This is a genomic window from Oceanicola sp. S124, assembly GCF_000220565.1.
GTDB lineage: Bacteria > Pseudomonadota > Alphaproteobacteria > Rhodobacterales > Rhodobacteraceae > Pseudooceanicola.
Window position 1 is genome coordinate 25,664 of record NZ_AFPM01000060.1, and the last position, 23,515, is coordinate 49,178.

A 23,515-nucleotide genomic window follows, 5' to 3' on the forward strand; every position below is an offset into this window, starting at 1 on the left:
GGACAGGGCAGACTATGGACCATGCCCCGGCTGCTCAGGCCCGGGCGCCGCGAGGACAGATTTCATGACCGAGACGCTTCAGAGCGCCGATATCGCCCGTATCCAGCGCATCATTCCGCATCGCTACCCGTTCCTGCTGGTGGACAAGGTGGTTGATATCGACGGCTATGCCTCGGGCAAGGGCATCAAGAACGTCACCATGAACGAGCCCCACTTCCAGGGCCATTTCCCCGGCAAGCCGATCATGCCCGGCGTGACCATCATCGAGGCCATGGCCCAGACCGCCGGTGTCATCGTGGGCGCGGCTCTCGGGCTAGAAGACAAGAACGCGCTGATCTACTTCATGTCGATCGAGAAGGCCAAGTTCCGTCGCATGGTGGTGCCCGGCGACGTTCTGGAAATGCAGGTCGAGACCCTGCGCGGCAAGCCCGGCGCCAAGATGTGGAAGTTTGGCGGCAAGGCCACGATCGGCGGCGAGCTGGCCTGTGAGGCCGAGTTCATGGCCATGCTCGACCTGCCTGCTGACGCTGCGGAGGCCTGAGCCATGGCGATCAGCCACGAAGCGGTGATCCATCCCTCGGCGCTGATCGAGGACGGGGCGCAGGTCGGGCCGGGGGCCCGGATCGGCCCCTTCTGCCACATCGGCCCCAAGGTGGTGATCGGCAAGGACGTCGAGCTGATGAGCCACGTGGTCGTACAGGGCGTGACCGAGATCGGCGAGGGCACCCTTGTGCATCCCTTCGCCGTTCTGGGTGGCATTCCCCAGGACCTGAAGTTCAAGGGCGAGGAAACCCGCCTGACCATCGGCAAGCGCAACCGCATCCGCGAGCATGTGACGATGAACACCGGCACCGAGGGCGGCGGCGGGCTGACCTCGGTCGGCGATGACGGGTTGTTCATGGCGGGCTGCCACGTGGCCCACGACTGCCGGGTCGGCAATAACGTGATCATCGTCAACAACGCCGCCCTTGCCGGCCATTGCGTGATCGAGGACGAGGTGATCATCGGCGGCCTGTCGGGCGTACACCAGTGGGTGCGCATCGGGCGGGGCGCGATCATTGGCGCCGTGACCATGGTCACCAATGACGTGATCCCGCATGGCCTCGTGCAGGCGCCGCGCGGCCATCTCGACGGGCTGAACCTTGTCGGGCTGAAGCGTCGCGGCGTGGCGCGGGCCGATATCACCGCCCTGCGTGCCGCCTTCCAGATGCTGGCCCAGGGCGAGGGCGCCTTCCAGGATCGCGCCCGCCGCCTCGGTGATGAAACCGAAAGCGACTACGTGCGCGAGATCGTGGATTTCATCCTCGGTCAGAGCGATCGCTCCTTCCTGACCCCCGGAGGCTGATCCATGGGCCTGCTGAAACGTCGCAGCGCGGGGGCTGCCAGCACCCCGACCGGCCCCCGGCTGGCGATCATCGCCGGCGGCGGCCGTCTGCCGGTGCGCCTGGCCGAGGCCGAACCGGGGGCCTTCCTCGTCTCCTTCGAGGGCACGCCCTGCGAACTGCCCGAGGCGCGGCTGACCCGTTTCCGCTTCGAGAAGCTGGGCGGTCTCTTCGATCGTCTGCGCGACGAGGGTGTCGAGCGCATCGTCATGGCCGGTGGGATGGCGCGGCCTCAGCTGGACATGAAGCAGGTCGACCGCAAGGTAATGATGCTGGCGCCCAAGCTGATGGCGGCGCTTGGCTCCAAGGGCGATGACGGGGTGCTGCGGCTCATCGTGTCGATCCTCGAGGGCGAGGGCTTCACTGTCGAGGGCGCCCACCAGATCCTGCCCGAAATGACGGCCCGCCCCGGCAAGATCGGCGGCCCCGCGCTGTCGCGCGCTGCGAAGGGCGATGTCGAGCAGGCGCAGAAGATCCTCGCGACCATGGCGCCGCTGGATATCGGCCAGGGCTGCGTCGTCGCCGCCGGGCAATGCCTAGGCATCGAGACGGTGCAGGGCACCGATGCGCTGCTACGCTTCGTCGGAGAGACCCCCGAGGACCGCCGCCCCGGCAAGGGCGTGCTGTTGAAGGCCCCGAAGGCCGGTCAGGACCTGCGCGTCGACATGCCCGCCGTCGGCCCCGAGACGTTGCGGGCCGCCGCTGCCGCCGGGCTTGAGGCCGTGGTCATCGCCGCGAACCGCGTCCTGTTGATCGACGGCCCCGCGCTGCCGGACCTCGCCGCCGAACTGGGCCTTGCCTTCCACGCGGTCGAGACCTGATGCGCATCTTCACCATCGCGGGCGAGCCCTCGGGCGACAATCTCGGCGCCGCCGTCATGGCGGGGCTGAAGGAGCTGACCGGCGGAGAGATCACCTTCGCCGGTGTCGGCGGCCCGGCCATGCAGGCCGAGGGGCTGACCTCGCGCTTTCCCATGTCCGAGCTTTCGGTCATGGGCCTGGCCGAGATCCTGCCGAAGTACTTCCACCTCAAGCGCCGCATCCGCGAATGCGCCGAGGCGGTGCTGGCCGATCCGCCGGACGTGCTGCTGACCATCGACAGCCCGGATTTCTGCCTGCGCGTGGCGCGGCTGGTGAAGGCCGCGAACCCCGCGATCCGCACCGTCCACTATGTCGCCCCCACGGTCTGGGCCTGGCGCCCGAAGCGTGCCACGAAGATGGCCGAGGTGATCGACCATGTCCTCGCGCTCTTCCCCTTCGAGCCGCCGCTGATGCAGGCCGCGGGGATGGACTGCGATTTCGTCGGCCACCCGGTGACGACCCAGCCCCAGGCCACCCCCGACGAGATCCGCGCCTTCCGCGCCGAGAGCGGCATCGGCGAGGCGCCGATCGCCCTGATCCTGCCCGGCTCCCGCGCCGGAGAGGTCACCCGCCTGGCCCCGATCTTCGGGCCCGTGGTCGAGAAGCTGCGCGCCCGCCACCCCGAACTGGTCTTCGTGCTGCCCGCCGCCGCCGGTGTCGCCGATCTGGTCGAGGAGAAGATCCGCGACTGGCCAGTCAATGTCGTCGTGCTTGATCCGCGCGACAGCACGCCCGACAGCTTCGCCGTCACCAAGCGTGCCGCCTTCGCGGCGGCCGACGTGGCGCTGGCCGCCTCGGGCACCGTCTCGCTGGAACTGGCCGCAGCCAATACGCCGATGGTCATCGCCTATGACATGGCCTGGCTGACCCGGGTGATCATGCAGCGCATGCTGCTGACCGACACCGTGACGCTGGTCAACCTCGTTTCCGACACCCGCGTCGTGCCGGAATTCATCGGCGCCGACTGCGACCCCGACAGGATCGCCCCCGCACTGGCCCGTGTCTACGAGGCCCCCGAGGCGCAATACGAGGCCATGGAGCTGTCGATGCAGCGTCTTGGCCGAGAAGGAGAGCCCCCCGGCCTGCGCGCTGCCCGTGCCATCCTCGCCCGCCTCTGACGCCAGGCACGCGCCTGTTCCATTCCTAGGCTGGAAATACTCATGGGGGAGCCTCGCAGCGGCGGGGGGCGTAGCCCCAGCGACCCCTCAAACGAGAACGCGCGCCGGGAAGGGCGCGCGTCTCGACTTTCAGACCACCAATGACGCTCAGTAGCCGCGCCAGATCCAGCCGCCGCCGAGGATCCGCGTCCCGCCGGTCTCGTAGAAGACGCAGGCCTGACCGGGAGAGACACCCTCTTCGGCGGTCAGCAGCTCGACCTCGGCCTCGGTGGCCGAGATCGGGCGGATGATCGCCTCGCGCGGGGGGCGGGTCGAGCGCACGCGGACCGAAACGTGGCGCTCCTTCATGTCCGCGAAACCGCCTTCGCCGATCCAGTTGATCTCGCGCACCGGGATGGTGCGGGTCGCCAGCATCTCTTTGGGGCCGACGATCACCTGCTTGGCGTCGACGTCCAGCTTGACCACGTAGAGCGGCTCGGAGAGCCCGCCGATGCCCAGCCCCCGGCGCTGGCCGACGGTATAGTGAATCACCCCCTCGTGTTCGCCCAGAACCCGGCCATCCACATGGACGATTTCGCCCGGTTCCGCCGCGCCGGGGCGCAGTTTCTCGATCACCGAGGCGTAATTGCCGTTCGGAACGAAGCAAATGTCCTGGCTGTCGGGCTTGTCGGCGACGCTCAGACCATACTGCGCGGCCAGCTCGCGGGTGGCGGCCTTCGAGGGCAGGTGACCCAGCGGGAAGCGCAGGAAGGAGAGCTGTTCGGGCGTGGTCGAGAACAGGAAATAGCTCTGGTCGCGGTTGGCATCGGCGGCGCAATGCAGCTCGGGTCCGCTCTCGCCCATCATCCGCTGGATGTAGTGCCCGGTGGCCATGCAATCGGCGTCGAGGTCCTTGGCGGTCTGCAGCAGATCCTTGAACTTGACCCGCTCGTTGCAGCGGATGCAGGGCACCGGCGTGGCGCCCGCAAGGTAGCTGTCGGCGAATTCGTCGATCACTGCATCCTGGAAGATGTTTTCATAATCAAGGACATAGTGCGGGAAGCCCATCTCTTCGGCGACCCGGCGCGCGTCGTGGATATCGATCCCGGCGCAGCAGGCGCCCTTCTTGGCAAGCGCGGCACCATGGTCGTAGAGCTGCAGCGTCACGCCCACCACGTCATAGCCTTCCTCGGCCAGCTTCGCAGCCACGACCGAGCTGTCGACACCGCCCGACATGGCGACGACGACACGGGTTTCCGACGGCGGCTTGGCGAAGCCCAGCGAGTTCAGCGCGGGTCCGGTATCGAGTGCCATGTCTGCTCCTGATCTGCCCGGGGTGGTGACGAAGGGGGGGACTCACCTTCCCGGCGCGGTAAGATCAAGAGAATATAGGAAAATGCGAGACACTCTCAACCCGCCGTTTCATCGGGCGTTAAAACACTGGGCCAAGAATTGCGACGGGCTATGAGGGTCGGAGCGATGTACTTGAAGAAAGTCCAGGGGCCGAGGGCAGTTACTCTGCCCGATGGTCGCGTGATGACGAGGGCGGATTTGCCCCCGGCGGACACCCGACGCTGGGTGGCGTCGCGCAAGGCGGCCGTCGTGCGGGGGGTGGTCCATGGTCTTATTTCCCAGGACGAGGCTCTGGAGCGATACTCGCTGTCACCGGAGGAATTCCTGGAATGGGTCAGCGCAGTCGCCAATCACGGCGAAGAGGCGCTGAAGGCCACCGCCGTGCAGAAGTTCAGACAACCCTAGGGCGTGTCGGCATTCTTATCCACACGGTAACCCAAGGTTAACCAATTGGCGGCACGATCAGATACGTCCAAGGGATTAATGGAGAGAACTCGGCATGCGCGTGCTTTTGGTAGAAGATGATCCGACCACTTCGAAAAGCATCGAGCTGATGCTGACCCATGCCAACCTGAACGTCTACACGACCGACCTGGGCGAAGAGGGCATCGACCTTGCGAAGCTCTACGACTACGACCTGATCCTGCTGGACCTGGGGCTGCCCGACATGAACGGCCACGAGGTGCTGCGCCAGCTGCGCCTGGCGCGGATCGAAACGCCGATCCTGATCCTCTCGGGGGCGGACGACACGGAAAACAAGCTGAAGGGCTTCGGCTTCGGGGCCGACGACTACCTGACCAAGCCCTTCCACCGGGAAGAGCTGGTGGCGCGGATCCATGCGATCATCCGCCGCTCGAAGGGGCATTCGCAGTCGATCATCCGCACCGGCAGGATCGAGGTGAACCTGGATGCCAAGACGGTCGAGGTGGACAGCAAGCCGGTGCATCTGACCGGCAAGGAATACCAGATGCTCGAGCTACTCAGCCTGCGCAAGGGCACCACCCTGACGAAAGAGATGTTCCTTAACCATCTCTACGGCGGCATGGACGAACCCGAGCTGAAGATCATCGACGTTTTCATCTGCAAGCTGCGCAAGAAGCTCTCGACCGCGACCGAGGGCGACAATTACATCGAAACGGTCTGGGGGCGGGGCTACGTGCTGCGCGATCCCGAACCGCAGCGCATCGACGAAAAGAAGATGGCGCTCGGCGCCGGGTGATCCCGCGCCGCCCGCCGAAGTCCCACTCACGGAAAGACCCGGCTGGACCTCGTGAGGCCCGCCGCCTATCACATTCTCATCGAGCTTAGATGAGACCAGTGAGGGGGGCGCGTTCCATGTCCGAGACGGCCGGGATTGCAGTAGAGGATCTGACCGAAGCCCAGGCCGTGGCAGAGCTGGCACGTCTGGCCGAGCTGCTGGGACAGGCCAACCTGGACTATCACCGTGACGACGCGCCCGAGATCGCCGATTCCGACTATGACCGTCTCAAGCTGCGCAACAAGGCGATCGAGCGCCGTTTCCCGGCGCTGAAACGCGCCGACAGCCCCTCGGATCAGGTGGGGGCCGCGCCCTCTGAAGGCTTCGGCAAGGTTCAGCACGAGATTCGCATGCTCTCCCTCGGGAATGCCTTCGAGGATGGCGAGGTGCGTGACTTCGATGGCCGCATCCGCAAGTACCTCGGCCTCTCCTTCGAGGCGCCGCTGGCCTATACGGCGGAACCGAAAATCGACGGCCTCAGCCTCTCGCTGCTCTACGAGAACGGAGAGCTGATCCGCGCCGCTACCCGTGGCGACGGCGCCGAGGGCGAGAACGTCACCGCCAATGCCCGCACCATCGCCGATATCCCCGCCCGGCTGGAAGGGGCGCCCGACCGGCTGGAGGTGCGCGGCGAGGTCTACATGAGTCACGAGGACTTCCAGGCGCTGAACGCCCGCCAGGAAGAGGCCGGGGCCAAGACCTTTGCAACCCCCCGCAACGCCGCCGCCGGCTCGCTGCGCCAGCTCGATGCCGAGATCACCCGTGCCCGTCCGCTGCGTTTCTTCGCCTATGCCTGGGGCGTACTGTCCGAACCGCTGGCAGAGACGCAGATGGGCTCCATCGAACGGCTCAAGGCCCTGGGGTTCCAGACAAATCCGCTGACCAGGCTCTGCGACGGCCCGGCGCAGATGCTGGCGCATTACGCCGATATCGAGGCGCAGCGCGCGACGCTGGGCTATGATATCGACGGGGTGGTCTACAAGGTCGATGACCTGGCGCTGCAGGCGCGGCTCGGCTTCCGCTCGACCACGCCCCGCTGGGCCATCGCCCACAAGTTCCCCGCGGAACTCGCCTGGACCCGGCTGGAAGCCATCGACATCCAGGTCGGGCGCACCGGCGCCCTGTCCCCCGTCGCGCGCCTGCATCCGGTGACGGTCGGCGGTGTGGTGGTCTCGAATGCCACGCTGCACAACGAGGATTACATCGCCGGCCGCGACAGCAAGGGTGAGGAGATCCGCGCCGGCAAGGATATCCGCCCCGGCGACTGGGTGCAGGTCTACCGGGCCGGCGACGTGATCCCCAAGATCTCGGATGTCGATCTGTCCAAACGCCCCGAGGGCACCGCGCCCTACAGCTTCCCCGAGGTCTGCCCCGAATGCGGGTCCGAGGCGATCCGCGAAGAGGGCGACAGCGTGCGTCGCTGCACCGGGGGCCTGATCTGCCCCGCGCAAGCCGTTGAAAGGCTGCGACATTTCGTCGGCCGCAAGACCTTCGACATTGAGGGGCTTGGCGCCAAGCAGGCGGAATTCCTCTACGACATGTGCTGGATCGCCGAGCCCGCGGATATCTTCACCCTGCGCGCCCGCGACGCCGAGGGTGCCCGCCTGACACGGGACCCCAGCGAGGTCGTCGCGCGCCACGCCGAGGATCCCGACCGCCAGCATGAGCTGCTTTCGGAACTGGCCGAGCATCTGCGCGGCGCCGGCTTCCCGGTCGACGAAAGCCAGCCGAGCCAGGTCGCCGCCGCCATGGGCGAGCTGGCGAAGAAACCCCTGGCGCAGGTGAAGGGCTGGGGCGAGAAATCCGCCGAGAACCTCTTTGCCGCCATCGAGACCCGGCGCGAGATCGCGTTGAACCGCGTTCTCTTCGCCCTGGGTATCCGCCATGTGGGCGAGGTCGTGGCAAGTGATCTGGCGCGGCATTTCAACAGTTGGGAGCGCCTGACGGAAGTGCTCGACCGGGCCCGCGCGGCGCAGGAACGTCACCTGCTGGCCGACGAGGCCGAGGCGGAAGAGCGCGCCGAGGCCAGCCGCGCCGGGCGCCGCGCCAGCCCGAAGGGCGCGCGCGACGCCGCCTGGGCGCTGGAGCCGAAGGTGCCCGCCGAGTCCACCACCGCCTGGAACGAGATCACCGGCATCGACGGCATCGGCGCCAAGGTTGCCGCCGCCCTGGTGGCCGCCTTCGCCCAGCCCGCCGAACGGGCCTCGATCGACCGGCTGGCCGACCAGCTGAGGATCCTTGATGTCGAGGCCCCCGCCGCCGCCGACAGCCCGGTTGCCGGGTTGACCCTGGTCTTTACCGGCACGCTCGAGAAGATGAGCCGCTCGGAAGCCAAGGCGCGGGCCGAGACCCTGGGCGCCAAGGTGGCGGGCTCGGTCTCGAAAAAGACCGATATCCTGATCGCCGGCCCGGGCGCCGGGTCGAAGGCGACCAAGGCCGCCGACCTGGGCGTGCGGGTCATCGATGAAGACGACTGGCTGGCGCTGATCGGCGACGCATGAGCAGCCGGCCCGAAATCCTCTTTCCGCTCTTTGCCGGGCTGGAAACCCTCGACGGGGTCGGGCCGAAGACGGCCAAGCATCTGGCTCAGCTGGATATCTCAGTGCCTCGGGATCTTCTGTTCCTGCTGCCGCACGGGGTGGTCGACCGCCGCCGCCGCGACACGATCCTGGGCTTGACCCTGCCGACCACCGCCACGGTCGAGGTCACCGTGGGGCGCCACAGCCCGTCGCGCAGCCGCGGCGGGGCCTATCGCATCCGGGTGGCCGATGCCGAGACCGAGTTCGACCTGATATTCTTTCATGCCCGTGCGCAGTACCTGCAGCAGATCCTGCCCGAGGGCAGCCGCCGCCTGGTCTCGGGCAAGCTTGAGCTTTACGACGGCATGGCCAACATGCCTCATCCCGAGCACGTCCTGCCGCTGGAGGAGGCCGACGAGATCCCCGATTTCGAGCCGGTCTATCCGTTGACCGCAGGGGTGACGCAGCGGGTCATGGCGAAGGCGGCGGGCTCGGCGCTGGCCCGGGCCGAGGCCCTGCCTGAGTGGATCGACCCCGGGCAGCGGGCGACGAAGCAATGGCCGGACTGGCTTTCGGCGGTGCGGCAGGCGCATCGGCCCGACGACCTGCAGGCGGTGCGCCCCGAGGATCCGGCGCGCGAGCGGCTGGCCTATGATGAGTTCTTCGCCCATCAATTGACCCTGGCCCTGGCCCGCAATGTCGAGCGCAAGCGAGTTGGGCGGGTGACGCAGGGCGACGGGCACCTGCGAGACAAGGTGCTGAAATCACTGCCATATGCGCCAACCGGCGCACAGACGCGCGCGGTGGCCGAGATCGCCGCAGACATGGCGGGCGGGGATCGCATGTCGCGTCTGTTGCAGGGGGACGTTGGCGCGGGCAAGACGCTGGTCGCCTTCCTCGCGCTGCTGATCGCCGTCGAAGCTGGCGGGCAGGGGGTGATGATGGCCCCGACCGAAATCCTGGCGCGCCAGCATCTCGAGGGGCTGGGCCCCTTTGCCGAGGCGGCTGGGGTTCGCCTTGAGATCCTGACCGGCCGTGACAAGGGGGCCGAGCGGCGCAGCAAGCTGGCTGACCTGGCCGAGGGGCGCATCGATATCCTTGTCGGCACCCATGCGGTCTTCCAGGCCGATGTGAACTTTGCCGATCTGCGGCTGGCGATCGTCGATGAACAGCACCGCTTCGGGGTTCGCCAGCGGCTGGAGCTGGGGCGCAAGGGCCAGCGCGCGGACATCCTTGTGATGACGGCAACGCCGATCCCGCGCTCGCTGAGCCTGGCGCAATATGGCGACATGGATGTCTCGGTGCTGGACGAGAAGCCGCCGGGGCGCAAGCCGGTGAAGACGACGCTCAGCTCGACCGAGCGGCTGGACGAGATCGCCGCCCATCTCGACCGCGCCACCCGCGAGGGGCGGCAGGCCTATTGGGTCTGTCCACTGGTCGAGGAGAGTGAAAAGAGCGACCTGACCGCCGCCGAGGAGCGTTTCAAGCACCTGCGCGCCCTGTTGGGCGAGGGGCGTGTCGGGCTGGTGCATGGCCAGATGCCCCCTGAGCAGAAGGACGCCGCCATGGCCGCCTTCCAGCGTGGCGAGACCGATGTGCTGGTCGCGACCACGGTGATCGAGGTCGGGGTCAACGTGCCCAATGCCTCGATCATGGTGATCGAACGGGCCGAGATCTTCGGGCTGGCGCAGTTGCACCAGCTGCGTGGACGGGTCGGGCGTGGCACCGCCGAGTCGACCTGCCTGCTGCTCTACCAGGCGCCGCTGTCGGAAAGCGGGATGCGGCGGCTGACCCTGCTGCGCGAAACCGAGGACGGCTTCCGCATCGCCGAGGCCGACCTGGAAATGCGCGGCGCCGGCGATCTGATCGGCACCGCGCAAAGTGGCGTGCCACGCTTCCGCATTGCCGACCTGGAAAACCAGACCGCGCTGATGGCCATCGCCCAGAGCGATGCCCGTACGCTGCTGGCCATGGATCCCAAGCTTGAGGGCGAGAGGGGCCGCGCGGCGCGGACCCTGCTCTGGCTGATGGGACAGGATGAGGCAATTCGCCTGATCGCGGTCGGCTAACTGTCTGACTCTGCGGGAATTTTCATTTTGTTCGCAAAAGTTCTTAAAAAGTTCTTTACCGACTCGGCCGTATGTGGGAACAAAAGAGCAACGGAGCTGAACGCTTTGACCGGAGAGGACCAGAGAGATGCTGAACGACATTCTTCGCACCGCCCGCCGCGCCCCCGCTGCCTTCCTTCAGGATCTCTTCGGAGCGGCTGCCCTGGTGGTGCTTCTCGTCGGCTCTCTCTACCTTCCGGCTCTGACCTGAAGCCTCGTTTCTGCCTGCATGTCGTCGTCAGGGCAGGGCCTTATCCCCATCTGCGGGTGGATGGCCTGTCCACCCGGCCGGGATCGCCTCATCCCCCGGTGTCCTGCCCCGCTGTCCCAAGCGACACGCATACTTTGCCGCCGCCTCCCCCCGGAGTGCGGCGGTTTTTTCTTCCGGTTGCCATCTCGGCGCCGGGAGGGATCAGAACCGGTAGGCCAGCCGCAGCCCGCCCCAGTGGCGGTTCTTGACGAAGATCGGCGCGGACAGGTCCTTCATCAGGACGAAGTCGCCGCCGCCCATGTCGCGCCGGTAGACCTGCAGCAAGAAGGGGTCCTGGTTGCGACCGGCCTTGAGGCCGACGCGGTCGTCGAAGATCCGTCGGTTGCGGCAATGGGCCATGTTCCACACCGGGTCATCGCCCTGCGGATGCGAGAACTTGCGGTTGTGCGTCGGCAGATAGCCGTTGCGGTCGACGGCGGCGCAGAAGGTCACCTTGGGATCCAGCTCAAGCGCCTCTTCCAGGATCGGCGGCAGCAGGCTGTCGGTCAGGTTGGTGAAGCGGGCGGTGACCTGTTGGGGATCGCTGCGCGGCACCGGGCGATAGGCGGTGTCGAAGAGATCCTCGATGCGGATGCGCCCCTCGTCCACGGCCTCGTCGAAGGCATCCGAGATGCGGCGGGCGCGGGCCTTCACATCGGTGATGAAGGGGCCGTCGGCGGTATCTCCCCCGGCCAGGACCGAATCCTGCACAAGCGCTTCCGAACGGTCACGCAGGCTGCGGACGCGGTCATGGACATCCTCGACCGCTTCGGTGCTTTCGCGCACGATGTTGAAGGTGTCGTTGATCTGCGGTGTGTACTCGCGCAGGGCGCGGTCGGCTTCGACGGCATCGTCGCGCACCAGTTTCATCCGGGTGACCGAGCGATCCATTGCCTCAATCACTTCCGTATTGCGGGCCGAGACCTCCTTGCCGGCGCGGGAGAGGTCGCGCGAGGTGGTCGAGACATCGCCGGTTTCCTGCTGCAGCCGGGTGATCCAGTCGACGAGGCGCTGGATATTGCCGCTGATCGTCTCGGCGGCGATGCCGGTCTGCTGGGACAGGGTGTTTATCGCATCGGCCACGACAGAGAAGCCACGCCCGGCCTCGCCGGCGCGCGCGGCCTCGATCTTGGCGTTGATCGCCAGCATGTTCACCTGCGCGGCAATGGCGGCGATCTGGTCGTTGCTGACCTGCACGTCCTCCAGCACCGATTCGACATCCTTGGTGCGGCTGTCGAGGGTCAGCACCCAGGTCAGCACGGTCAGCGCATGGCGCCCTGCCACCTCGGACAGGTCGATGGCGCTGCGGAAACTGGCCTGGGTATCTTCCAGCTGCGCATAGGCATCCTGGATCGTGGTCATCACCGAGGCATTCATCTGCAGCACCTGCCCGGTGCCTTCGCGCACCTGCTTTAGCTGCGCCAGCAGGTCCTCTGTGTGCGAGGTCAGATCCTCGAGAAAGCCATCGACATCGACGACCTCCTGGCCGAGCGCGGTGGCGTTGCGGGCCAGCCGGTCGAGGGAGGGACCCGCAGGCTGCGGATCAGGATAGTCGTGGGAATGTTCCATGCCGGGCCGTCGCTGCTTGCACCCGGTCAGGCTTAGGGCCGAAACCCGAAGAAGCCGTTAAGCGCAGTCGCTTTCCGCCGCCTTCTCCAGCGCTTCCGAGAGCGCGTCGAGGGTCAGCATGATCGAGGCATGGCGGTTCTTGTACTCGCGCGCGGGCAGCAGCACCTCGAGCCCGTCGAAGGGGGCCCCGGGCACCGGGCCCTCGTCCTTCAGCATGGCGCGCAGCTGGTCGCGGGCGGTGTGGATCTCGTCCCGCGTGCGGCCCAGCACCGCCGCGCCGACGACCGAGGCCGAGGCCTGGCCAAGGGCGCAGGCGCGCACCTCCTGGCCGAAACGGGCGATGCGGCCGTCCTCGACGGCGACATCCACCGTCACCGTCGAGCCGCAAAGCGGCGCGCGCTTGCGCACGGTGGCGTCGGGGGCCTCCAGCCGGTCCTGATGCGGGATCTCCGCCGCCAGGGCGAGGATCCGGTTGGAATAGAGTTTGATCAGGTCGCTTTCGCTCATCTCTGGTCCTTTCGGCGCGTTGTCCATAGATAGGCCCGCAGGGCGGCACAGGAAACCCCCGCCGGAAAGGTGAGCAGAATGCAGTTCGATCCGAGCACGCTGAAATTCGACGACAAGGGGCTGATCCCCGCCATCGCCCAGCAGGAGGGCACCGGAGAGGTGCTGATGATGGCCTGGATGAACGCCGCCTCGATCGCGAAGACGCTGGAGAGCGGCCATGTCACCTACTGGTCGCGCTCGCGGCAGGGCTTCTGGGCCAAGGGCGAAAGCTCGGGCCATGTGCAGAAGCTGGTCGAACTGCGGGTGGATTGCGACCGCGACTGCCTGCTGGTGATCGTCGATCAGACCGGCCCGGCCTGTCACACCAACCGGCGCAACTGCTTCTATACCGCCGTGCGCGAGGGCGAAGAGGTGGTGATCGCCGATCCGATGGTCTGAGGCTCAGCGCCGCGCGAGGCCGATCATCTTCAGGATATCGGCGGGGGTCTTGCCCTCGTCGCGGTAGAGGCGGATGGCACGGGCGTCATCGCGCTTGGCCAGCCGCTTGCCCTCGTCATCGCGGATCAGCCGGTGATGATGATAGAGCGGCGCGGGCAGGCCCAGCAGGCGTTGCAGCAGGGCGTGGATCGGGGTCGCGTCGAACAGGTCCTGTCCGCGCACCACCTCGGTGATGCCCTGGGCGGCGTCATCGACCACCACCGAGAGGTGGTAGGAGGTGCCCATGCCCTGACGCGCCAGCACCACGTCTCCGACCTTGTCGATCATCCGGCGGCGGGCAATCGGCCGGGCGCCGCTTTCGCCGTGCGGGCCCTTGCCGGTTTCGGTGAAATAGAGCCCCTCGTGACGGCAGGCGCGCTCCAGCGCGCGGTCCATGTCGAGGCGCAGCACCGCGTCGGGCAGGGGGCCGGTCGGCGGCAGCGCGGGGCGGCAGGTGCCGGGATAGACGAGACCGTCAGGGCCATGCGCGGGTTCAGCGCCCTCCTGCGGGGCCGAGACGGCCTCGGCGATATCGCGGCGGGTGCAGGCGCAGGGATAGAGCAGGCCCATGTCCCAGAGCTGTTGCAGCGCCGCCCGGTAGGCGGGCAGGCGCTGGCTTTGGCGCATCACGGGGCGCGGCCAGTCAAGGCCGAGCCAGGTGAGGTCCTCGTCGATCTGCGCCTCCCATGCGGGGCGGGCGCGGCTCTGGTCGATGTCCTCGATGCGCAGCAGGAATTGCCCGCCCGCCACCTCGGCCCGGCGCGCCGCGACCATGGCCGAAAAGGCATGGCCCAGATGCAGCGGCCCCGTGGGCGAGGGGGCGAAACGGGTGCGGTAGCTCATCGGCGGCGGATCACCATCACGCGGGAGGTGCTGCCGAGACCCTCGATATGGGGGCCGTCCTCGCTCAGCTCCAGCACGGCTTCCGAGCTGCCGACGGTGCGTTCCAGCATCTTCATGTAGTCCTCGTCCTCAAGGGCGCGCGCATTGTAGCTGAGCGCGAGGCGACCGCCAGAGGGCAGGGCCATGACGATGGCCGGCAGGCAGGAGGCCGGCGCCGCGCCGGGCGAGATCGCGCCGGAGGCGGTGACCAGCCGGTAGCGCGAGACGAGGCCGGGGTCGGGGTTGCCGAAGGGCAGGGGGTGGAGCTGCTCGTAGCAGCCCTTCTGCTCGGCCATCTTCAGCATCCCGGCCGAGACATCGGCGCCGTGGATGCGCCCGAAGCCTTCCTGGGCCAGGGCCTCGCCACAGAGGCCGGTGCCGCAGCCGAAGTCCAGCACGGGGCCGGAGAGCTCGGTCTCTTTCACCAGGGATTTCAATGCCGCCGCGATCCGTGACGGGGTCACGTAGTGGGCCTCGTCCAGCTCCTTGTCGTAGCTGTCGGCCCATTGATCGTAGAGGTCGCGTTGCGTTTCGGCGTCGGGGACGCCGTAGATTTTATCCAGATATGTTTCAGCCATGGGGCGGACTATGCACATTCCGCGCGGAAGTTCCACCCGATGGTCCGACCGGGGCGTAGGGCGGGAGATATCCCGCCATGGCCGGGCCTCTGGCCGAGGGCGGGCAGGCCAAGACGCGGGGTGTCAAGCAGGGTGGGATATCTCCCACCCTACGCCCATGGCCGAGGCCTGCGCGCTATTGCACGCGACCGGGCCTGTTACCGGGCGCCTTCCAGCCAGCCGGTCCAGAGCTCTTTCGCGCGGTCGGTGTAGCCCTTGTAACGGTCCTTGCGGCCGCGACGGCCGCCGCGCACGCCGTCCAGCGGCGGGAACAGCCCGAAGTTCACGTTCATCGGCTGGAAGGTCTTTGCCTCGGCGCCGCCGGTGATATGGGTCACCAGCGCGCCCATGGCGGTCTCGGCCGGGACCGGGGGCAGGGGCTGGCCCTTGATCTCGGCCACGGCAAGGCGGCCGGCCAGCAGGCCCATGGCGGCGCTTTCCACATAGCCCTCGACACCGGTGATCTGCCCGGCAAAGCGGATGTTGGGCCGCGACTTCAGCCGCATCTGCCCGTCGAGCAGCGTCGGCGAGTTGATGAAGGTATTGCGGTGGATGCCGCCAAGCCGCGCGAAGCTGGCGTTTTCCAGCCCGGGGATCATCTTGAAGACCTCGGTCTGGGCGCCGTATTTCATCTTCGTCTGGAAGCCGACGATATTGTAGAGCGTGCCCAGCTTGTTGTCGCGGCGCAACTGCACCACGGCCCAGGCCTTTTCGTCCGGCTTGTGGGCATTGGTCAGGCCCACGGGTTTCATCGGCCCATGGCGCAGGGTCTCGCGGCCACGTTCGGCCATGACCTCGATCGGCAGGCAGCCATCGAAATAGCCCGCCGTCTCGCCCTCGTGGAACTCGGTCTTCTCGGCGGCCAGCAGGGCGTCGATGAAGGCCTCGTACTGATCCTTGGTCATCGGGCAGTTCAGGTAGGCCTTCTGCTCTTCCTCGGTCTCGCCCTTGTCATAGCGCGACTGCATCCAGGCCACGTCCATGTCGATGCTCTCGGCATAGACGATGGGGGCGATGGCGTCGAAGAAGGCGAGGGAGTCGGCACCGGTCTCGGCGCGGATTGCCTCGGCCAGGGCGCCCGAGGTCAGCGGCCCGGTGGCGATGATCCAGTGCCCCTCGCTCGGCAGCTCGGAGATCTCGCCGTCCACGACCTCGACCAGCGGGTGGGCGCGCAGGGCGGCGGTGACGTCTTCCGAGAAGGGATCGCGGTCGACCGCCAGCGCACCGCCGGCGGGCAGCCGGTGCTTGTCGGCCATCTGCATGATCAGCCCCCCCGCCTGGCGCATTTCCCAATGCAGCAGGCCGACGGCGTTCTGTTCGCTGTCATCCGAGCGGAAGGAGTTGGAGCAGACCATCTCCGCCAGGTTGCCGGTGCGATGCGCGAAGGTTTCCACCTGCGGGCGCATCTCGTGGATGGTCACGGGGATGCCGGCCTCGGCGGCCTGCCAGGCGGCTTCGGATCCGGCCATGCCGCCGCCGATGATATGGAGTCTCTCTGTCATGGTCGCGATCTAGGGCAAAGGGGGCGTGATTGGAAGGGGCTTGGGGGCGCCCGGCCTCCGGTGCGGATCACCCGGCAGGGCAGCACCGCAGCCCGATGCCGCGGCTGGCGGCGTGGGAGCGGCCGGCTGGGCCAGGACTTCGCGGGGCGGGGTAGAGGAGCGAGCGGGTCACCTTGCGATGTCGGCGCCAGAGAGAGCTTGGCATGGAGGGGAGCCGACGGTGACCCGATCTCGCGATCTCAATGGGCGCAGAGCTGCGCGCCCGGTCCGCTTTACCTAGTGTAAGGCATTGGGGCCGAATAGTGGCAAATTCCGAACCAGACTGGCCCCGGATCGGAAACACTGGCCGCAGGCGGGCCGGAGGATGGCGCCTTCGCGGCACGCGAAGGGCAACGGGGGGCGGCGATCCTGGGCCGGGATCGGCTTCGGCTGCCGGCCGCGCGCCCCCGGATGATGACGTCTTGCCGCCCGCCTCGGGCGGTCAGCGGTCCTGCCAGGAGGGAGGACGCTTTTCCAGGAAGGCGCTGATCCCCTCGTCGGTGTCCTGCTCCAGCATGTTCGCCACCATCACCTCGGCGGTATAGTCGTAGGCGGCATCCACCGGCAGCTCGAGCTGGTGATAGAAGGCGCGCTTGCCGATGCGCAGCGCGATGTCGAGCTTGCCGGCCAGGGTCGCGGCCAGGGCCTCGCCCTCGGCCTGCAGGCGATCGGCGGGGACGGCGCGGTTGATCAGCCCCAGCTCGGCGGCGCGGGTGCAGTCGATCATCGCGCCGGTGGTCAGCATCTCGAAGGCCTGCTTGCGCGGCACGTTGCGGCTGAGCGCGACCATCGGCGTCGAACAGAACAACCCGATGTTCACCCCGTTGACGCCAAAGCGCGTGCCCTCCGCGGCAATCGCCATGTCGCAGCTGGCGACCAGCTGGCAACCGGCGGCGGTGGCAATGCCATGGGGCAGGGCGATCACCGGCTGCGGCAGGTCGCGGATCGCCGTCATCACCCGGGCACAACGGGCGAAGAGATCGGCAAAGGCGGCAGCCCCGCCGTCCTCGGCCTGGCGCGCGGCCTGCATCTCTTTCAGGTCATGCCCGGCGCAGAAGGCCCGGCCCGCCCCCGACAGCAGCACCACGCGGATGCCGCGATCCCCGGCCAGCGCCCCGAGCGCTTCGTCCAGGGCCTCCAGCATCGCATCGCTCAGCGCATTCAGCCGCTCGGGCGCGTTCAGCACCAGCTGGGCCACGGGCCCGGTGTCGTGACGTTCCAGAATTGCCATCTTGTGTCCTCCTTCTCCCTGGCGAACTCTAGGCGCGAGGAGAACGGGAGGAAACATGCCAATTGCGATGGATGCCGAAGCGCTGAGCCGCTTCCTGGAGGAGGCCTTTCCGCAGGTCGCGGGGGACTACGTCATCGAGGAGGTCGCCGAGATGGCCCTGAAGGTCCGCCTGGCGGTGGCCGAGCGCCACCTCAGGCCGGGCGGCACGGTCTCGGGGCCGGCGATGTTCGCCCTGGCCGACGTGGCGGTCTACCTGGCAGTGCTGGCGATGGTCGGGCCGAAGGCCCTGGCGGTGACCACCAACTGCTCGCTCGACTTCATGCGCAAACCCGCTGCCGGGCAGGACCTGGTGGCTGAGGCGAAGCTGCTGAAGCTGGGGCGGGTGCTGGCGGTCGGCGACGTTCTGATCCTGCCGGCGGACGGCGGAGCCCCCGTCGCCCGGGCCACGCTGACCTATTCGCTGCCCCCGGCGCGATGAAATTGTTGGGGTATTTTGATACCTATTTTGCAAGAAGCTGATTTCGTTTATGTTTTCACTCTGCGTGGCGCTTGACTGGCCGGTGGGCGGCTGTATAAACCGCCCATCACTTCGCCCGCGGGTCCTTTCGGCTTCGCGGGCTGCCAATTTCCAAAGGGCACCCCCATGAAAACCTTCTCTGCGACTCCCGCAGACATCGAGAAGAAGTGGATCATCATCGACGCCGAAGGCGTGGTGCTGGGCCGTCTCGCCTCGATCGTCGCCATGCGCCTGCGTGGCAAGCACAAGCCGTCCTTCACTCCTCACATGGACATGGGCGACAACGTCATCGTGATCAACGCCGACAAGATCCAGCTGACCGGCAAGAAGCGCGCTGACAAGCGGTTCTACTGGCACACCGGCTTCCCGGGCGGCATCAAGGACCGGACCTACGGCCAGATCCTCGAAGGCAAGTACCCCGAGCGCGTCGTGACCCTGGCGGTCAAGCGCATGCTGCCGGGCAACCGCCTGTCCCGCCAGCAGATGACCAACCTGCGCGTCTATGCCGGCTCCGAGCACCCGCACGACGCCCAGGCGCCGGAAGTGCTGGACGTCAAGTCCATGAACTCCAAGAACACCCGGAGCTGATAAATGGCTGATCAAGTGAATTCCCTGGAAGACCTGAAAGACGCCGTTTCCGCCGAGGCCGTGGCCGTCGAGTTCGACGCCCCCCGCGAGCCCGTCCGTGACGAGCTGGGCCGCTCCTATGCGACCGGCAAGCGGAAGGACGCCGTTGCCCGCGTCTGGATCAAGCCGGGCTCCGGCAAGGTCACCGTGAACGGCAAGGAGATGGACAAGTACTTTGCCCGTCCCGTTCTGCAGATGATCCTGCGTCAGCCCTTCACCGTTGCCGGTGTGGAAGGCGAGTTCGACGTCTACGCCACCGTCAAGGGCGGCGGTCTGTCCGGTCAGGCCGGTGCCGTGAAGCACGGTGTCTCCAAGGCGCTGCAACTCTACGATCCCTCGCTGCGCGCCGCGCTGAAAGCCGCTGGCTTCCTGACCCGCGACAGCCGTGTGGTCGAGCGTAAGAAGTACGGTAAGGCCAAGGCCCGCCGCAGCTTCCAGTTCTCCAAGCGCTGATTTCCAGAGCTTGCGATTTGCGAAAGGCCGCCCCTCGGGGCGGCCTTTCTGCTTTCTGCTTTCTGGCGCCGGGTTGGGGCAGGGTCAGGTTCGGGCGCCTTGACAGGATATCGCGCAGGGATGCGGGCGCCACGTCCAAGGGTCGTCGGTTCAGGCCGGCAGAGCGCGGACGTGGCTGAGACCCTTGGACGTGGTCCGTTACGGTGGGTCATCGGTCACGTGAGGCCAGGCTGTGGCCGGGACCGCAAGAACTCGGACGTGGCCGAGGCCCTTGGACGTGGTCCGCTAGGGTGGGTCATCGGTCACGTGAGGCCAGGCTGTGGGCGGGACGGCATGAGCTCGGACGTGGACCGAAGCCCTTGGACGTGGTCCGCTACGGAGGGTCATCGGCCACGTGAGGCCAGGCTGTGGCCGGGTACGGCAGGCGGACGAGCTGCGGGATCGCGTGCCTTCTCGGGCTGCCCGGCCCTGTCGCCATAAGGGAGACGTGAAGGCGCGATGCCGTGCCGATACAGGCCGCCGGAGGGGAGGCCGGTCGAGCCGCCGTTGGGGATGCTGCGCCCCGTTGTGGGCGGGCCACATTGGCAGGGCGCGGGGTATCCGGCGGCGGCTGGCGGCAGAGGCCGGGTAGCGCTGGCCGGGCCCGGTCCGATTGCGGGGGCCGCGCAAGAGGCGGCGACAAGTTCCCTGCGCCCGATCCATGGCCCGCCCGTGGTACTTGCTCAAGCCCGTCGGCGCTGTTCGATCCGCCGGTCCTTGCCCTCGGTCAGCCAGGCTTCCTCGGCGTAGGAGGCGCGGTTCTCGCCGATCCGAAACTGGCCGATCCGGGTCGCCAGCCCTTCTGCGGTCTCCGACAGCATCGCATTCGCGGTCAGGGTCTCTTCGAAGATCGCGGCATTGCGTTGCGTGAAGGACTCAAGCTCCTTGATGGCGGCATTGACCTCGTGCAGTCCGCGCGACTGGTCGGCGGTGGCATCGGCGACGGCCTGCATCCTTTCGGCGGTGCGCTCCACGGCCTCGCGGATTGACCCGAGCGCGGTGCCCGTGCTCTTGACCAGCGACACGCCGCGTCCGACGTGACCGGCCGAACTGTTGATCAACGAGTCGATCTCCTTCGCCGCCTCTGAACTGCGCTGCGCCAGGGCCCGCACCTCGTTGGCGACGACGGCGAAACCACGTCCGGCGGTGCCCGCCCGCGCCGCCTCGACCCCCGCGTTGAGGGCCAGAAGATTGGTCTGGAAGGCGATGTCGTCGATGACGGTGATGATCTTGCGGATCTCGGCCGAGGACCCTTCGATCTGGTCCATGGCCGACACGGTCCGTGTCATCACCTCGCTGCCCGAGACGGCCTCGCCACGGGTTTCCTCGGTCGCGGTACGCGCCGCGCCGGTGTCCGAGGCGATCTCTCCGATCAGGGTGGTGAGTTGCTGCAGGGTGCAGGCGGCCTCGGAAAGGGTGGTGACCTGCTTTTCGGTACGCCGGCCAAGATCCTCGGCGGCATCGTTGATCTCGCGCGACTGGACGCGGATCGAGACAACCTCGGCCTGGACGGCGGCGAAGGCCTCTTCCAGGCGGGCGACGCCGATATTGAAGCTTTGCGACAGGTCGGCAAAGGCGGCGGGCAGGGGGCGGTCGATGCGGGTGGTCAGATCGCCCTGGGCCAGGCAGGAAAGCTTCTGCTGCAGATGCGCGATCACCTCTTCGACCTCGCGGGCATGCTGTTCCTGGTTTGCGGCATTGCTCGCCTCGGCGGCGCGGGCCGCACCGGCATTGGCGCGGGCCTCGGCCAGCGCCGTTTCGGCGGCCTTCTGGGCCCGGCTGGCGGCGTCATGCGCCTCTTCGGCGCGCCGGGTGGCCTCTTGCGCCTCTTCCTTCTGGCGCCTCGCCTCGCGCAGGGCCTGCTGTGCCTCGCTCATCGTCGCCTCGAGCTTTTCGGCCCGCCGTTCCGAGAAATAGGTCTGCAGCAAGCGGAAATGCACGATGATCATCAGGTTGCAGCCCGCCAGCACCACGGTCGCCGCGTGAAAGATGACGCGCCAGAGGTTGAAGCCCAGATCGGCCGTCAGGAAGGCCAGCGCCGGGGCGGTGAAGGTCAGCACGAGGTGATGCGCAGCCACGACCCCCCCGGACCAGAGCAGCGCCGGGCGCGAGCTGAGCGTGGCGATGGCGGTCAGGGCGACGAAATACAGCATGTGGCTGTCGGGCTGCATCGGGTGGCCCATCATCGCGGCATTGAACAGGATGCACTGCCCGGTCAGCGCGAGCGAAACGACGATCCGCGCCGTCTTCCCGGTCATGCGGAGGGTCGCAGAGGCGATCATGGCCAGCAGAATCGACGCCAGGGTGGTGGGCAGGAAGGTGCCATTGCCGACCAGCAGGCCGGCGGCGGCGACCGCCGGTACGCAGGCCAGGCAGGAGAAGGCCACAAGCCTCTGCGCCATGGCGCGGGCCTTGGTGAACCGCGGGCCCAGCGTGGCTTCGTTGATGACCGGCGCGTCCCGGTGTCCGGTTGAGACAGTCACGTATCTACACCCCCGACCTCGTATCTCCCGGGGTGTCGCAGATTCGCCTTTGCCGCAGGTTAACGCCGCCTCTAGCGATCTTCCTCGATCAGCCCGAGCCCGCGCAGGTAGACCCCGATACCGCTTTCCAGCAGGTCTTCGGGGGGAAAGGGGCTCTGCCGTCCGGGAGAGTTGCGGGCGAACAGCTCGACCACGCCGTGGCTCAGGGCCCAGATATGGGCCGAGAACATCGAGGCGGGAGGGCGCTTTTCGGGCGGGATGTGCTGCGAAAGGTCATGGGCCGCGCGTTCCAGCACATCCCAGGCGCGCCGCGCCTCGCTGGCCAGCTCGGGTGTGCGATTGACCGAGATGCCGCTTTCGAACATCGCGATGTAATGGCCGGGATACTTGCGGGCGAAGGCCAGGTAGGCGCGCCCCGTGGCCTCGAAGGCCGCCAGCGCCGAGGGCTGCCCCTTGCGATAGGCGTAGTCGATGACATCGGCGAAGATCTCGTAGCCCTGCCGCGCCGCCTCGGCGATCAGGTCCTCGCGGCCCTCGAAGTGCCGGTAGACGGCGGCAGGGGTCACGCCGGCCTGCTTGGCGGCCTCGGAGAGCGTGAACCCGGTCGGTCCGCGCGCCTCGATCAGCTGCAGCGCGGCCTCGACCAGCGCCTGGCGCAGGTTCCCGTGGTGGTAGCCACGTTTCTTAGACATCCCAGATCTCCGGCCCGCCCCCGATCCCGGGATCGAGCGGGCCGAGCGCGGCCTCGTCCTTGCCGGAATAGGGCAGGGCGTGCAGCACCTGCCGGATCGCCTCGAGCCGGGCGCGCCGCTTGTCGTCCGAGCGGATCACCGTCCAGGGGGCAGCATCGGTATGGCTGTAGGCCAGCGTCTCGGCGATGGCGCCGGTATAGGCATCCCAGCGGGACAGGCCCTTCACGTCGATGCTGCTCAGCTTCCACTGTTTCAGCGGATCGCTTTCGCGCGCCAGGAAGCGGCGCAGCTGCTCGGCCCGCCCGAGGTTGAGCCAGAACTTGAACAGGTAGATGCCGTCCTCGACCAGCATTTTCTCGAAGGCGGGAACCTGGGCGAAGAAGGTCTCGCGCTGTGCCGGGGTACAGAAGCCGAAGACATGTTCGACGACGCCGCGATTGTACCAGGAGCGGTCGAAGAAGGCGATTTCGCCGGCGCCGGGCAGATGGGCGACATAGCGCTGGAAGTACCACTGGCCGCGTTCGGTATCCGAGGGGGCGGGCAGGGCGACGACACGGGCGCCGCGCGGGTTCAGGTTCTCGCGGAAGCGCTGGATGGTGCCGCCCTTGCCCGCCGCATCGCGTCCCTCGAAGAGACAGGCGACACGGGCGCCGCTGTCCTTCACCCAGGCCTGCATCTTGACCAGTTCGACCTGGAGGTCGGCGTAGGCGCGGTCATAGTCCTTGCCGCCCATGCGCTCCCGGTAGGGGTAGCTTTCGGACAGCACGTCATCCTTGTCGGCGTGGCGGATCGCCTCGCGCAGCGCCTCGGGGGCTTCGGTCTGGTAGAAGGCGCTGATCGCCCCGTCGAAGGGAAGGTCCATCGGAGTTGTCCTTTTCTACCTATATGGCGGGGGCGGTCGCCGCGTGCAACGTGTCGCGCGACCGGAGGGGCGCGGGGGTCAGACCCCGGTCGGCTGCGCGGCTGGCCCGGGGGAGACCGGCACGGCGGCCCCGGGCGGGGCAGCGGCGATCAGGCCACCCCGGCGCGCGGCGCGCTGGATTGCCTCGATAC

The 23,515-nt window shown here is 67.6% G+C and carries 23 protein-coding genes; 13 read left to right on the top strand and 10 right to left on the bottom strand.

The window, feature by feature from the left end:
* The first annotated feature begins 64 nt into the window (after positions 1–64).
* The 4 genes from fabZ to lpxB are packed head-to-tail and all read left to right on the top strand — an operon-like array spanning position 65 to position 3,360.
* Positions 65–541, top strand: a complete 477-nt coding sequence (gene fabZ / locus OS124_RS0105375) for a 3-hydroxyacyl-ACP dehydratase FabZ (RefSeq protein ID WP_010138351.1) — start codon at positions 65–67, stop codon at positions 539–541.
* 3 nt (positions 542–544) lie between these two features.
* A complete protein-coding gene (gene lpxA / locus OS124_RS0105380; protein WP_010138352.1) occupies positions 545–1,345 on the top strand; it encodes an acyl-ACP--UDP-N-acetylglucosamine O-acyltransferase in 801 nt (266 codons plus the stop codon).
* Positions 1,346–1,348: 3 nt separating this feature from the next.
* The gene (locus tag OS124_RS0105385) at positions 1,349–2,203 is read left to right on the top strand and encodes an LpxI family protein (RefSeq protein WP_010138353.1); all 855 of its coding nucleotides are present in this window, start codon (positions 1,349–1,351) and stop codon (positions 2,201–2,203) included.
* Positions 2,203–3,360: a lipid-A-disaccharide synthase gene (gene lpxB / locus OS124_RS0105390; protein ID WP_010138354.1), complete on the top strand. Its 1,158-nt coding sequence runs from the start codon at positions 2,203–2,205 to the stop codon at positions 3,358–3,360. Before OS124_RS0105385 ends, lpxB begins: the two co-directional genes overlap by 1 nt.
* 147 nt (positions 3,361–3,507) lie before the next feature.
* On the opposite strand, the gene mnmA is transcribed toward lpxB, so the two are convergent.
* Complete coding sequence (gene mnmA / locus OS124_RS0105395; RefSeq protein ID WP_010138355.1) at positions 3,508–4,653, bottom strand: tRNA 2-thiouridine(34) synthase MnmA; 1,146 nt, start codon at positions 4,651–4,653, stop codon at positions 3,508–3,510.
* A gap of 165 nt (positions 4,654–4,818) precedes the next feature.
* On the opposite strand from mnmA, the gene sciP reads away from it, so the two are divergent.
* The 5 genes from sciP (at position 4,819) to OS124_RS28165 (ending at position 10,788) form a co-directional block, all read left to right on the top strand.
* Entirely contained in the window at positions 4,819–5,097 is a 279-nt protein-coding gene (gene sciP / locus OS124_RS0105400; protein WP_010138356.1) for a CtrA inhibitor SciP, read from the top strand.
* A gap of 94 nt (positions 5,098–5,191) precedes the next feature.
* Positions 5,192–5,911, top strand: coding sequence for a response regulator transcription factor CtrA (gene ctrA / locus OS124_RS0105405; RefSeq protein ID WP_010138357.1), 720 nt, complete (start codon positions 5,192–5,194; stop codon positions 5,909–5,911).
* A 116-nt stretch (positions 5,912–6,027) separates the two neighbouring features.
* Positions 6,028–8,451: an NAD-dependent DNA ligase LigA gene (ligA, locus tag OS124_RS0105410; protein WP_010138359.1), complete on the top strand. Its 2,424-nt coding sequence runs from the start codon at positions 6,028–6,030 to the stop codon at positions 8,449–8,451.
* Positions 8,448–10,538 (top strand): ATP-dependent DNA helicase RecG, encoded by a 2,091-nt coding sequence (gene recG / locus OS124_RS0105415; RefSeq protein ID WP_010138360.1) that lies wholly within the window; start codon positions 8,448–8,450, stop codon positions 10,536–10,538. The genes ligA and recG overlap by 4 nt, the downstream gene beginning before the upstream one ends.
* A gap of 127 nt (positions 10,539–10,665) precedes the next feature.
* A complete protein-coding gene (locus OS124_RS28165; protein WP_272941943.1) occupies positions 10,666–10,788 on the top strand; it encodes a hypothetical protein in 123 nt (40 codons plus the stop codon).
* A 201-nt stretch (positions 10,789–10,989) separates the two neighbouring features.
* On the opposite strand, the gene OS124_RS0105425 is transcribed toward OS124_RS28165, so the two are convergent.
* Together OS124_RS0105425 and OS124_RS0105430 are read right to left on the bottom strand one after the other, a co-directional pair.
* Positions 10,990–12,396, bottom strand: coding sequence for a methyl-accepting chemotaxis protein (locus tag OS124_RS0105425; protein ID WP_010138361.1), 1,407 nt, complete (start codon positions 12,394–12,396; stop codon positions 10,990–10,992).
* A 57-nt stretch (positions 12,397–12,453) separates the two neighbouring features.
* The gene (locus OS124_RS0105430; protein ID WP_010138362.1) at positions 12,454–12,903 is read right to left on the bottom strand and encodes an iron-sulfur cluster assembly scaffold protein; all 450 of its coding nucleotides are present in this window, start codon (positions 12,901–12,903) and stop codon (positions 12,454–12,456) included.
* 78 nt (positions 12,904–12,981) lie between these two features.
* On the opposite strand from OS124_RS0105430, the gene hisI reads away from it, so the two are divergent.
* Positions 12,982–13,341 (top strand): phosphoribosyl-AMP cyclohydrolase, encoded by a 360-nt coding sequence (gene hisI / locus OS124_RS0105435; protein WP_010138363.1) that lies wholly within the window; start codon positions 12,982–12,984, stop codon positions 13,339–13,341.
* A gap of 3 nt (positions 13,342–13,344) precedes the next feature.
* Here hisI and gluQRS read toward each other — a convergent pair whose 3' ends face one another.
* The 4 genes from gluQRS to OS124_RS0105455 all read right to left on the bottom strand — a co-directional run bounded on the left by gluQRS (position 13,345) and on the right by OS124_RS0105455 (position 17,651).
* Complete coding sequence (gene gluQRS, locus OS124_RS0105440) at positions 13,345–14,223, bottom strand: tRNA glutamyl-Q(34) synthetase GluQRS (RefSeq protein ID WP_010138364.1); 879 nt, start codon at positions 14,221–14,223, stop codon at positions 13,345–13,347.
* Positions 14,220–14,840, bottom strand: coding sequence for a class I SAM-dependent DNA methyltransferase (locus OS124_RS0105445; protein WP_010138365.1), 621 nt, complete (start codon positions 14,838–14,840; stop codon positions 14,220–14,222). The genes gluQRS and OS124_RS0105445 overlap by 4 nt, the downstream gene beginning before the upstream one ends.
* Positions 14,841–15,037: 197 nt before the next feature.
* Complete coding sequence (gene trmFO / locus OS124_RS0105450) at positions 15,038–16,381, bottom strand: methylenetetrahydrofolate--tRNA-(uracil(54)-C(5))-methyltransferase (FADH(2)-oxidizing) TrmFO (RefSeq protein ID WP_010138366.1); 1,344 nt, start codon at positions 16,379–16,381, stop codon at positions 15,038–15,040.
* A gap of 481 nt (positions 16,382–16,862) precedes the next feature.
* Positions 16,863–17,651 carry an enoyl-CoA hydratase gene (locus tag OS124_RS0105455; RefSeq protein WP_010138367.1) on the bottom strand — a complete coding sequence of 263 codons (789 nt, stop codon included), beginning with the start codon at positions 17,649–17,651 and terminating at the stop codon, positions 16,863–16,865.
* Positions 17,652–17,706: 55 nt separating this feature from the next.
* On the opposite strand from OS124_RS0105455, the gene OS124_RS0105460 reads away from it, so the two are divergent.
* The 3 genes from OS124_RS0105460 to rpsI all read left to right on the top strand — a co-directional run bounded on the left by OS124_RS0105460 (position 17,707) and on the right by rpsI (position 19,248).
* Positions 17,707–18,129 carry a PaaI family thioesterase gene (locus OS124_RS0105460; RefSeq protein ID WP_029375196.1) on the top strand — a complete coding sequence of 141 codons (423 nt, stop codon included), beginning with the start codon at positions 17,707–17,709 and terminating at the stop codon, positions 18,127–18,129.
* 165 nt (positions 18,130–18,294) lie between these two features.
* The gene (gene rplM / locus OS124_RS0105465) at positions 18,295–18,756 is read left to right on the top strand and encodes a 50S ribosomal protein L13 (protein WP_010138369.1); all 462 of its coding nucleotides are present in this window, start codon (positions 18,295–18,297) and stop codon (positions 18,754–18,756) included.
* 3 nt (positions 18,757–18,759) lie between these two features.
* Positions 18,760–19,248, top strand: coding sequence for a 30S ribosomal protein S9 (rpsI, locus tag OS124_RS0105470; RefSeq protein WP_010138370.1), 489 nt, complete (start codon positions 18,760–18,762; stop codon positions 19,246–19,248).
* A 722-nt stretch (positions 19,249–19,970) separates the two neighbouring features.
* Here rpsI and OS124_RS25970 read toward each other — a convergent pair.
* The 3 genes from OS124_RS25970 to ppk2 form a co-directional block, all read right to left on the bottom strand.
* A complete protein-coding gene (locus OS124_RS25970) occupies positions 19,971–21,770 on the bottom strand; it encodes a methyl-accepting chemotaxis protein (protein WP_010138371.1) in 1,800 nt (599 codons plus the stop codon).
* Positions 21,771–21,841: 71 nt separating this feature from the next.
* Positions 21,842–22,462: a TetR/AcrR family transcriptional regulator gene (locus tag OS124_RS0105480; protein WP_010138372.1), complete on the bottom strand. Its 621-nt coding sequence runs from the start codon at positions 22,460–22,462 to the stop codon at positions 21,842–21,844.
* Entirely contained in the window at positions 22,455–23,324 is an 870-nt protein-coding gene (ppk2, locus tag OS124_RS0105485) for a polyphosphate kinase 2 (RefSeq protein ID WP_010138374.1), read from the bottom strand. The genes OS124_RS0105480 and ppk2 overlap by 8 nt, the downstream gene beginning before the upstream one ends.
* Between the last annotated feature and the right edge of the window lie 191 nt (positions 23,325–23,515).

Excerpts from the sequence above, each read along its gene's own strand:
- fabZ (WP_010138351.1), top strand. The coding sequence starts at position 65 with ATGACCGAGACGCTTCAGAGCGCCGATATCGCCCGTATCCAGCGCATC.
- lpxA (WP_010138352.1), top strand. The coding sequence starts at position 545 with ATGGCGATCAGCCACGAAGCGGTGATCCATCCCTCGGCGCTGATCGAG.
- OS124_RS0105385 (WP_010138353.1), top strand. The coding sequence starts at position 1,349 with ATGGGCCTGCTGAAACGTCGCAGCGCGGGGGCTGCCAGCACCCCGACC.
- lpxB (WP_010138354.1), top strand. The coding sequence starts at position 2,203 with ATGCGCATCTTCACCATCGCGGGCGAGCCCTCGGGCGACAATCTCGGC.
- mnmA (WP_010138355.1), bottom strand. The coding sequence starts at position 4,653 with ATGGCACTCGATACCGGACCCGCGCTGAACTCGCTGGGCTTCGCCAAG.
- sciP (WP_010138356.1), top strand. The coding sequence starts at position 4,819 with ATGTACTTGAAGAAAGTCCAGGGGCCGAGGGCAGTTACTCTGCCCGAT.
- ctrA (WP_010138357.1), top strand. The coding sequence starts at position 5,192 with ATGCGCGTGCTTTTGGTAGAAGATGATCCGACCACTTCGAAAAGCATC.
- ligA (WP_010138359.1), top strand. The coding sequence starts at position 6,028 with ATGTCCGAGACGGCCGGGATTGCAGTAGAGGATCTGACCGAAGCCCAG.
- recG (WP_010138360.1), top strand. The coding sequence starts at position 8,448 with ATGAGCAGCCGGCCCGAAATCCTCTTTCCGCTCTTTGCCGGGCTGGAA.
- OS124_RS28165 (WP_272941943.1), top strand. The coding sequence starts at position 10,666 with ATGCTGAACGACATTCTTCGCACCGCCCGCCGCGCCCCCGCTGCCTTC.
- OS124_RS0105425 (WP_010138361.1), bottom strand. The coding sequence starts at position 12,396 with ATGGAACATTCCCACGACTATCCTGATCCGCAGCCTGCGGGTCCCTCC.
- OS124_RS0105430 (WP_010138362.1), bottom strand. The coding sequence starts at position 12,903 with ATGAGCGAAAGCGACCTGATCAAACTCTATTCCAACCGGATCCTCGCC.
- hisI (WP_010138363.1), top strand. The coding sequence starts at position 12,982 with ATGCAGTTCGATCCGAGCACGCTGAAATTCGACGACAAGGGGCTGATC.
- gluQRS (WP_010138364.1), bottom strand. The coding sequence starts at position 14,223 with ATGAGCTACCGCACCCGTTTCGCCCCCTCGCCCACGGGGCCGCTGCAT.
- OS124_RS0105445 (WP_010138365.1), bottom strand. The coding sequence starts at position 14,840 with ATGGCTGAAACATATCTGGATAAAATCTACGGCGTCCCCGACGCCGAA.
- trmFO (WP_010138366.1), bottom strand. The coding sequence starts at position 16,381 with ATGACAGAGAGACTCCATATCATCGGCGGCGGCATGGCCGGATCCGAA.
- OS124_RS0105455 (WP_010138367.1), bottom strand. The coding sequence starts at position 17,651 with ATGGCAATTCTGGAACGTCACGACACCGGGCCCGTGGCCCAGCTGGTG.
- OS124_RS0105460 (WP_029375196.1), top strand. The coding sequence starts at position 17,707 with ATGCCAATTGCGATGGATGCCGAAGCGCTGAGCCGCTTCCTGGAGGAG.
- rplM (WP_010138369.1), top strand. The coding sequence starts at position 18,295 with ATGAAAACCTTCTCTGCGACTCCCGCAGACATCGAGAAGAAGTGGATC.
- rpsI (WP_010138370.1), top strand. The coding sequence starts at position 18,760 with ATGGCTGATCAAGTGAATTCCCTGGAAGACCTGAAAGACGCCGTTTCC.
- OS124_RS0105480 (WP_010138372.1), bottom strand. The coding sequence starts at position 22,462 with ATGTCTAAGAAACGTGGCTACCACCACGGGAACCTGCGCCAGGCGCTG.
- ppk2 (WP_010138374.1), bottom strand. The coding sequence starts at position 23,324 with ATGGACCTTCCCTTCGACGGGGCGATCAGCGCCTTCTACCAGACCGAA.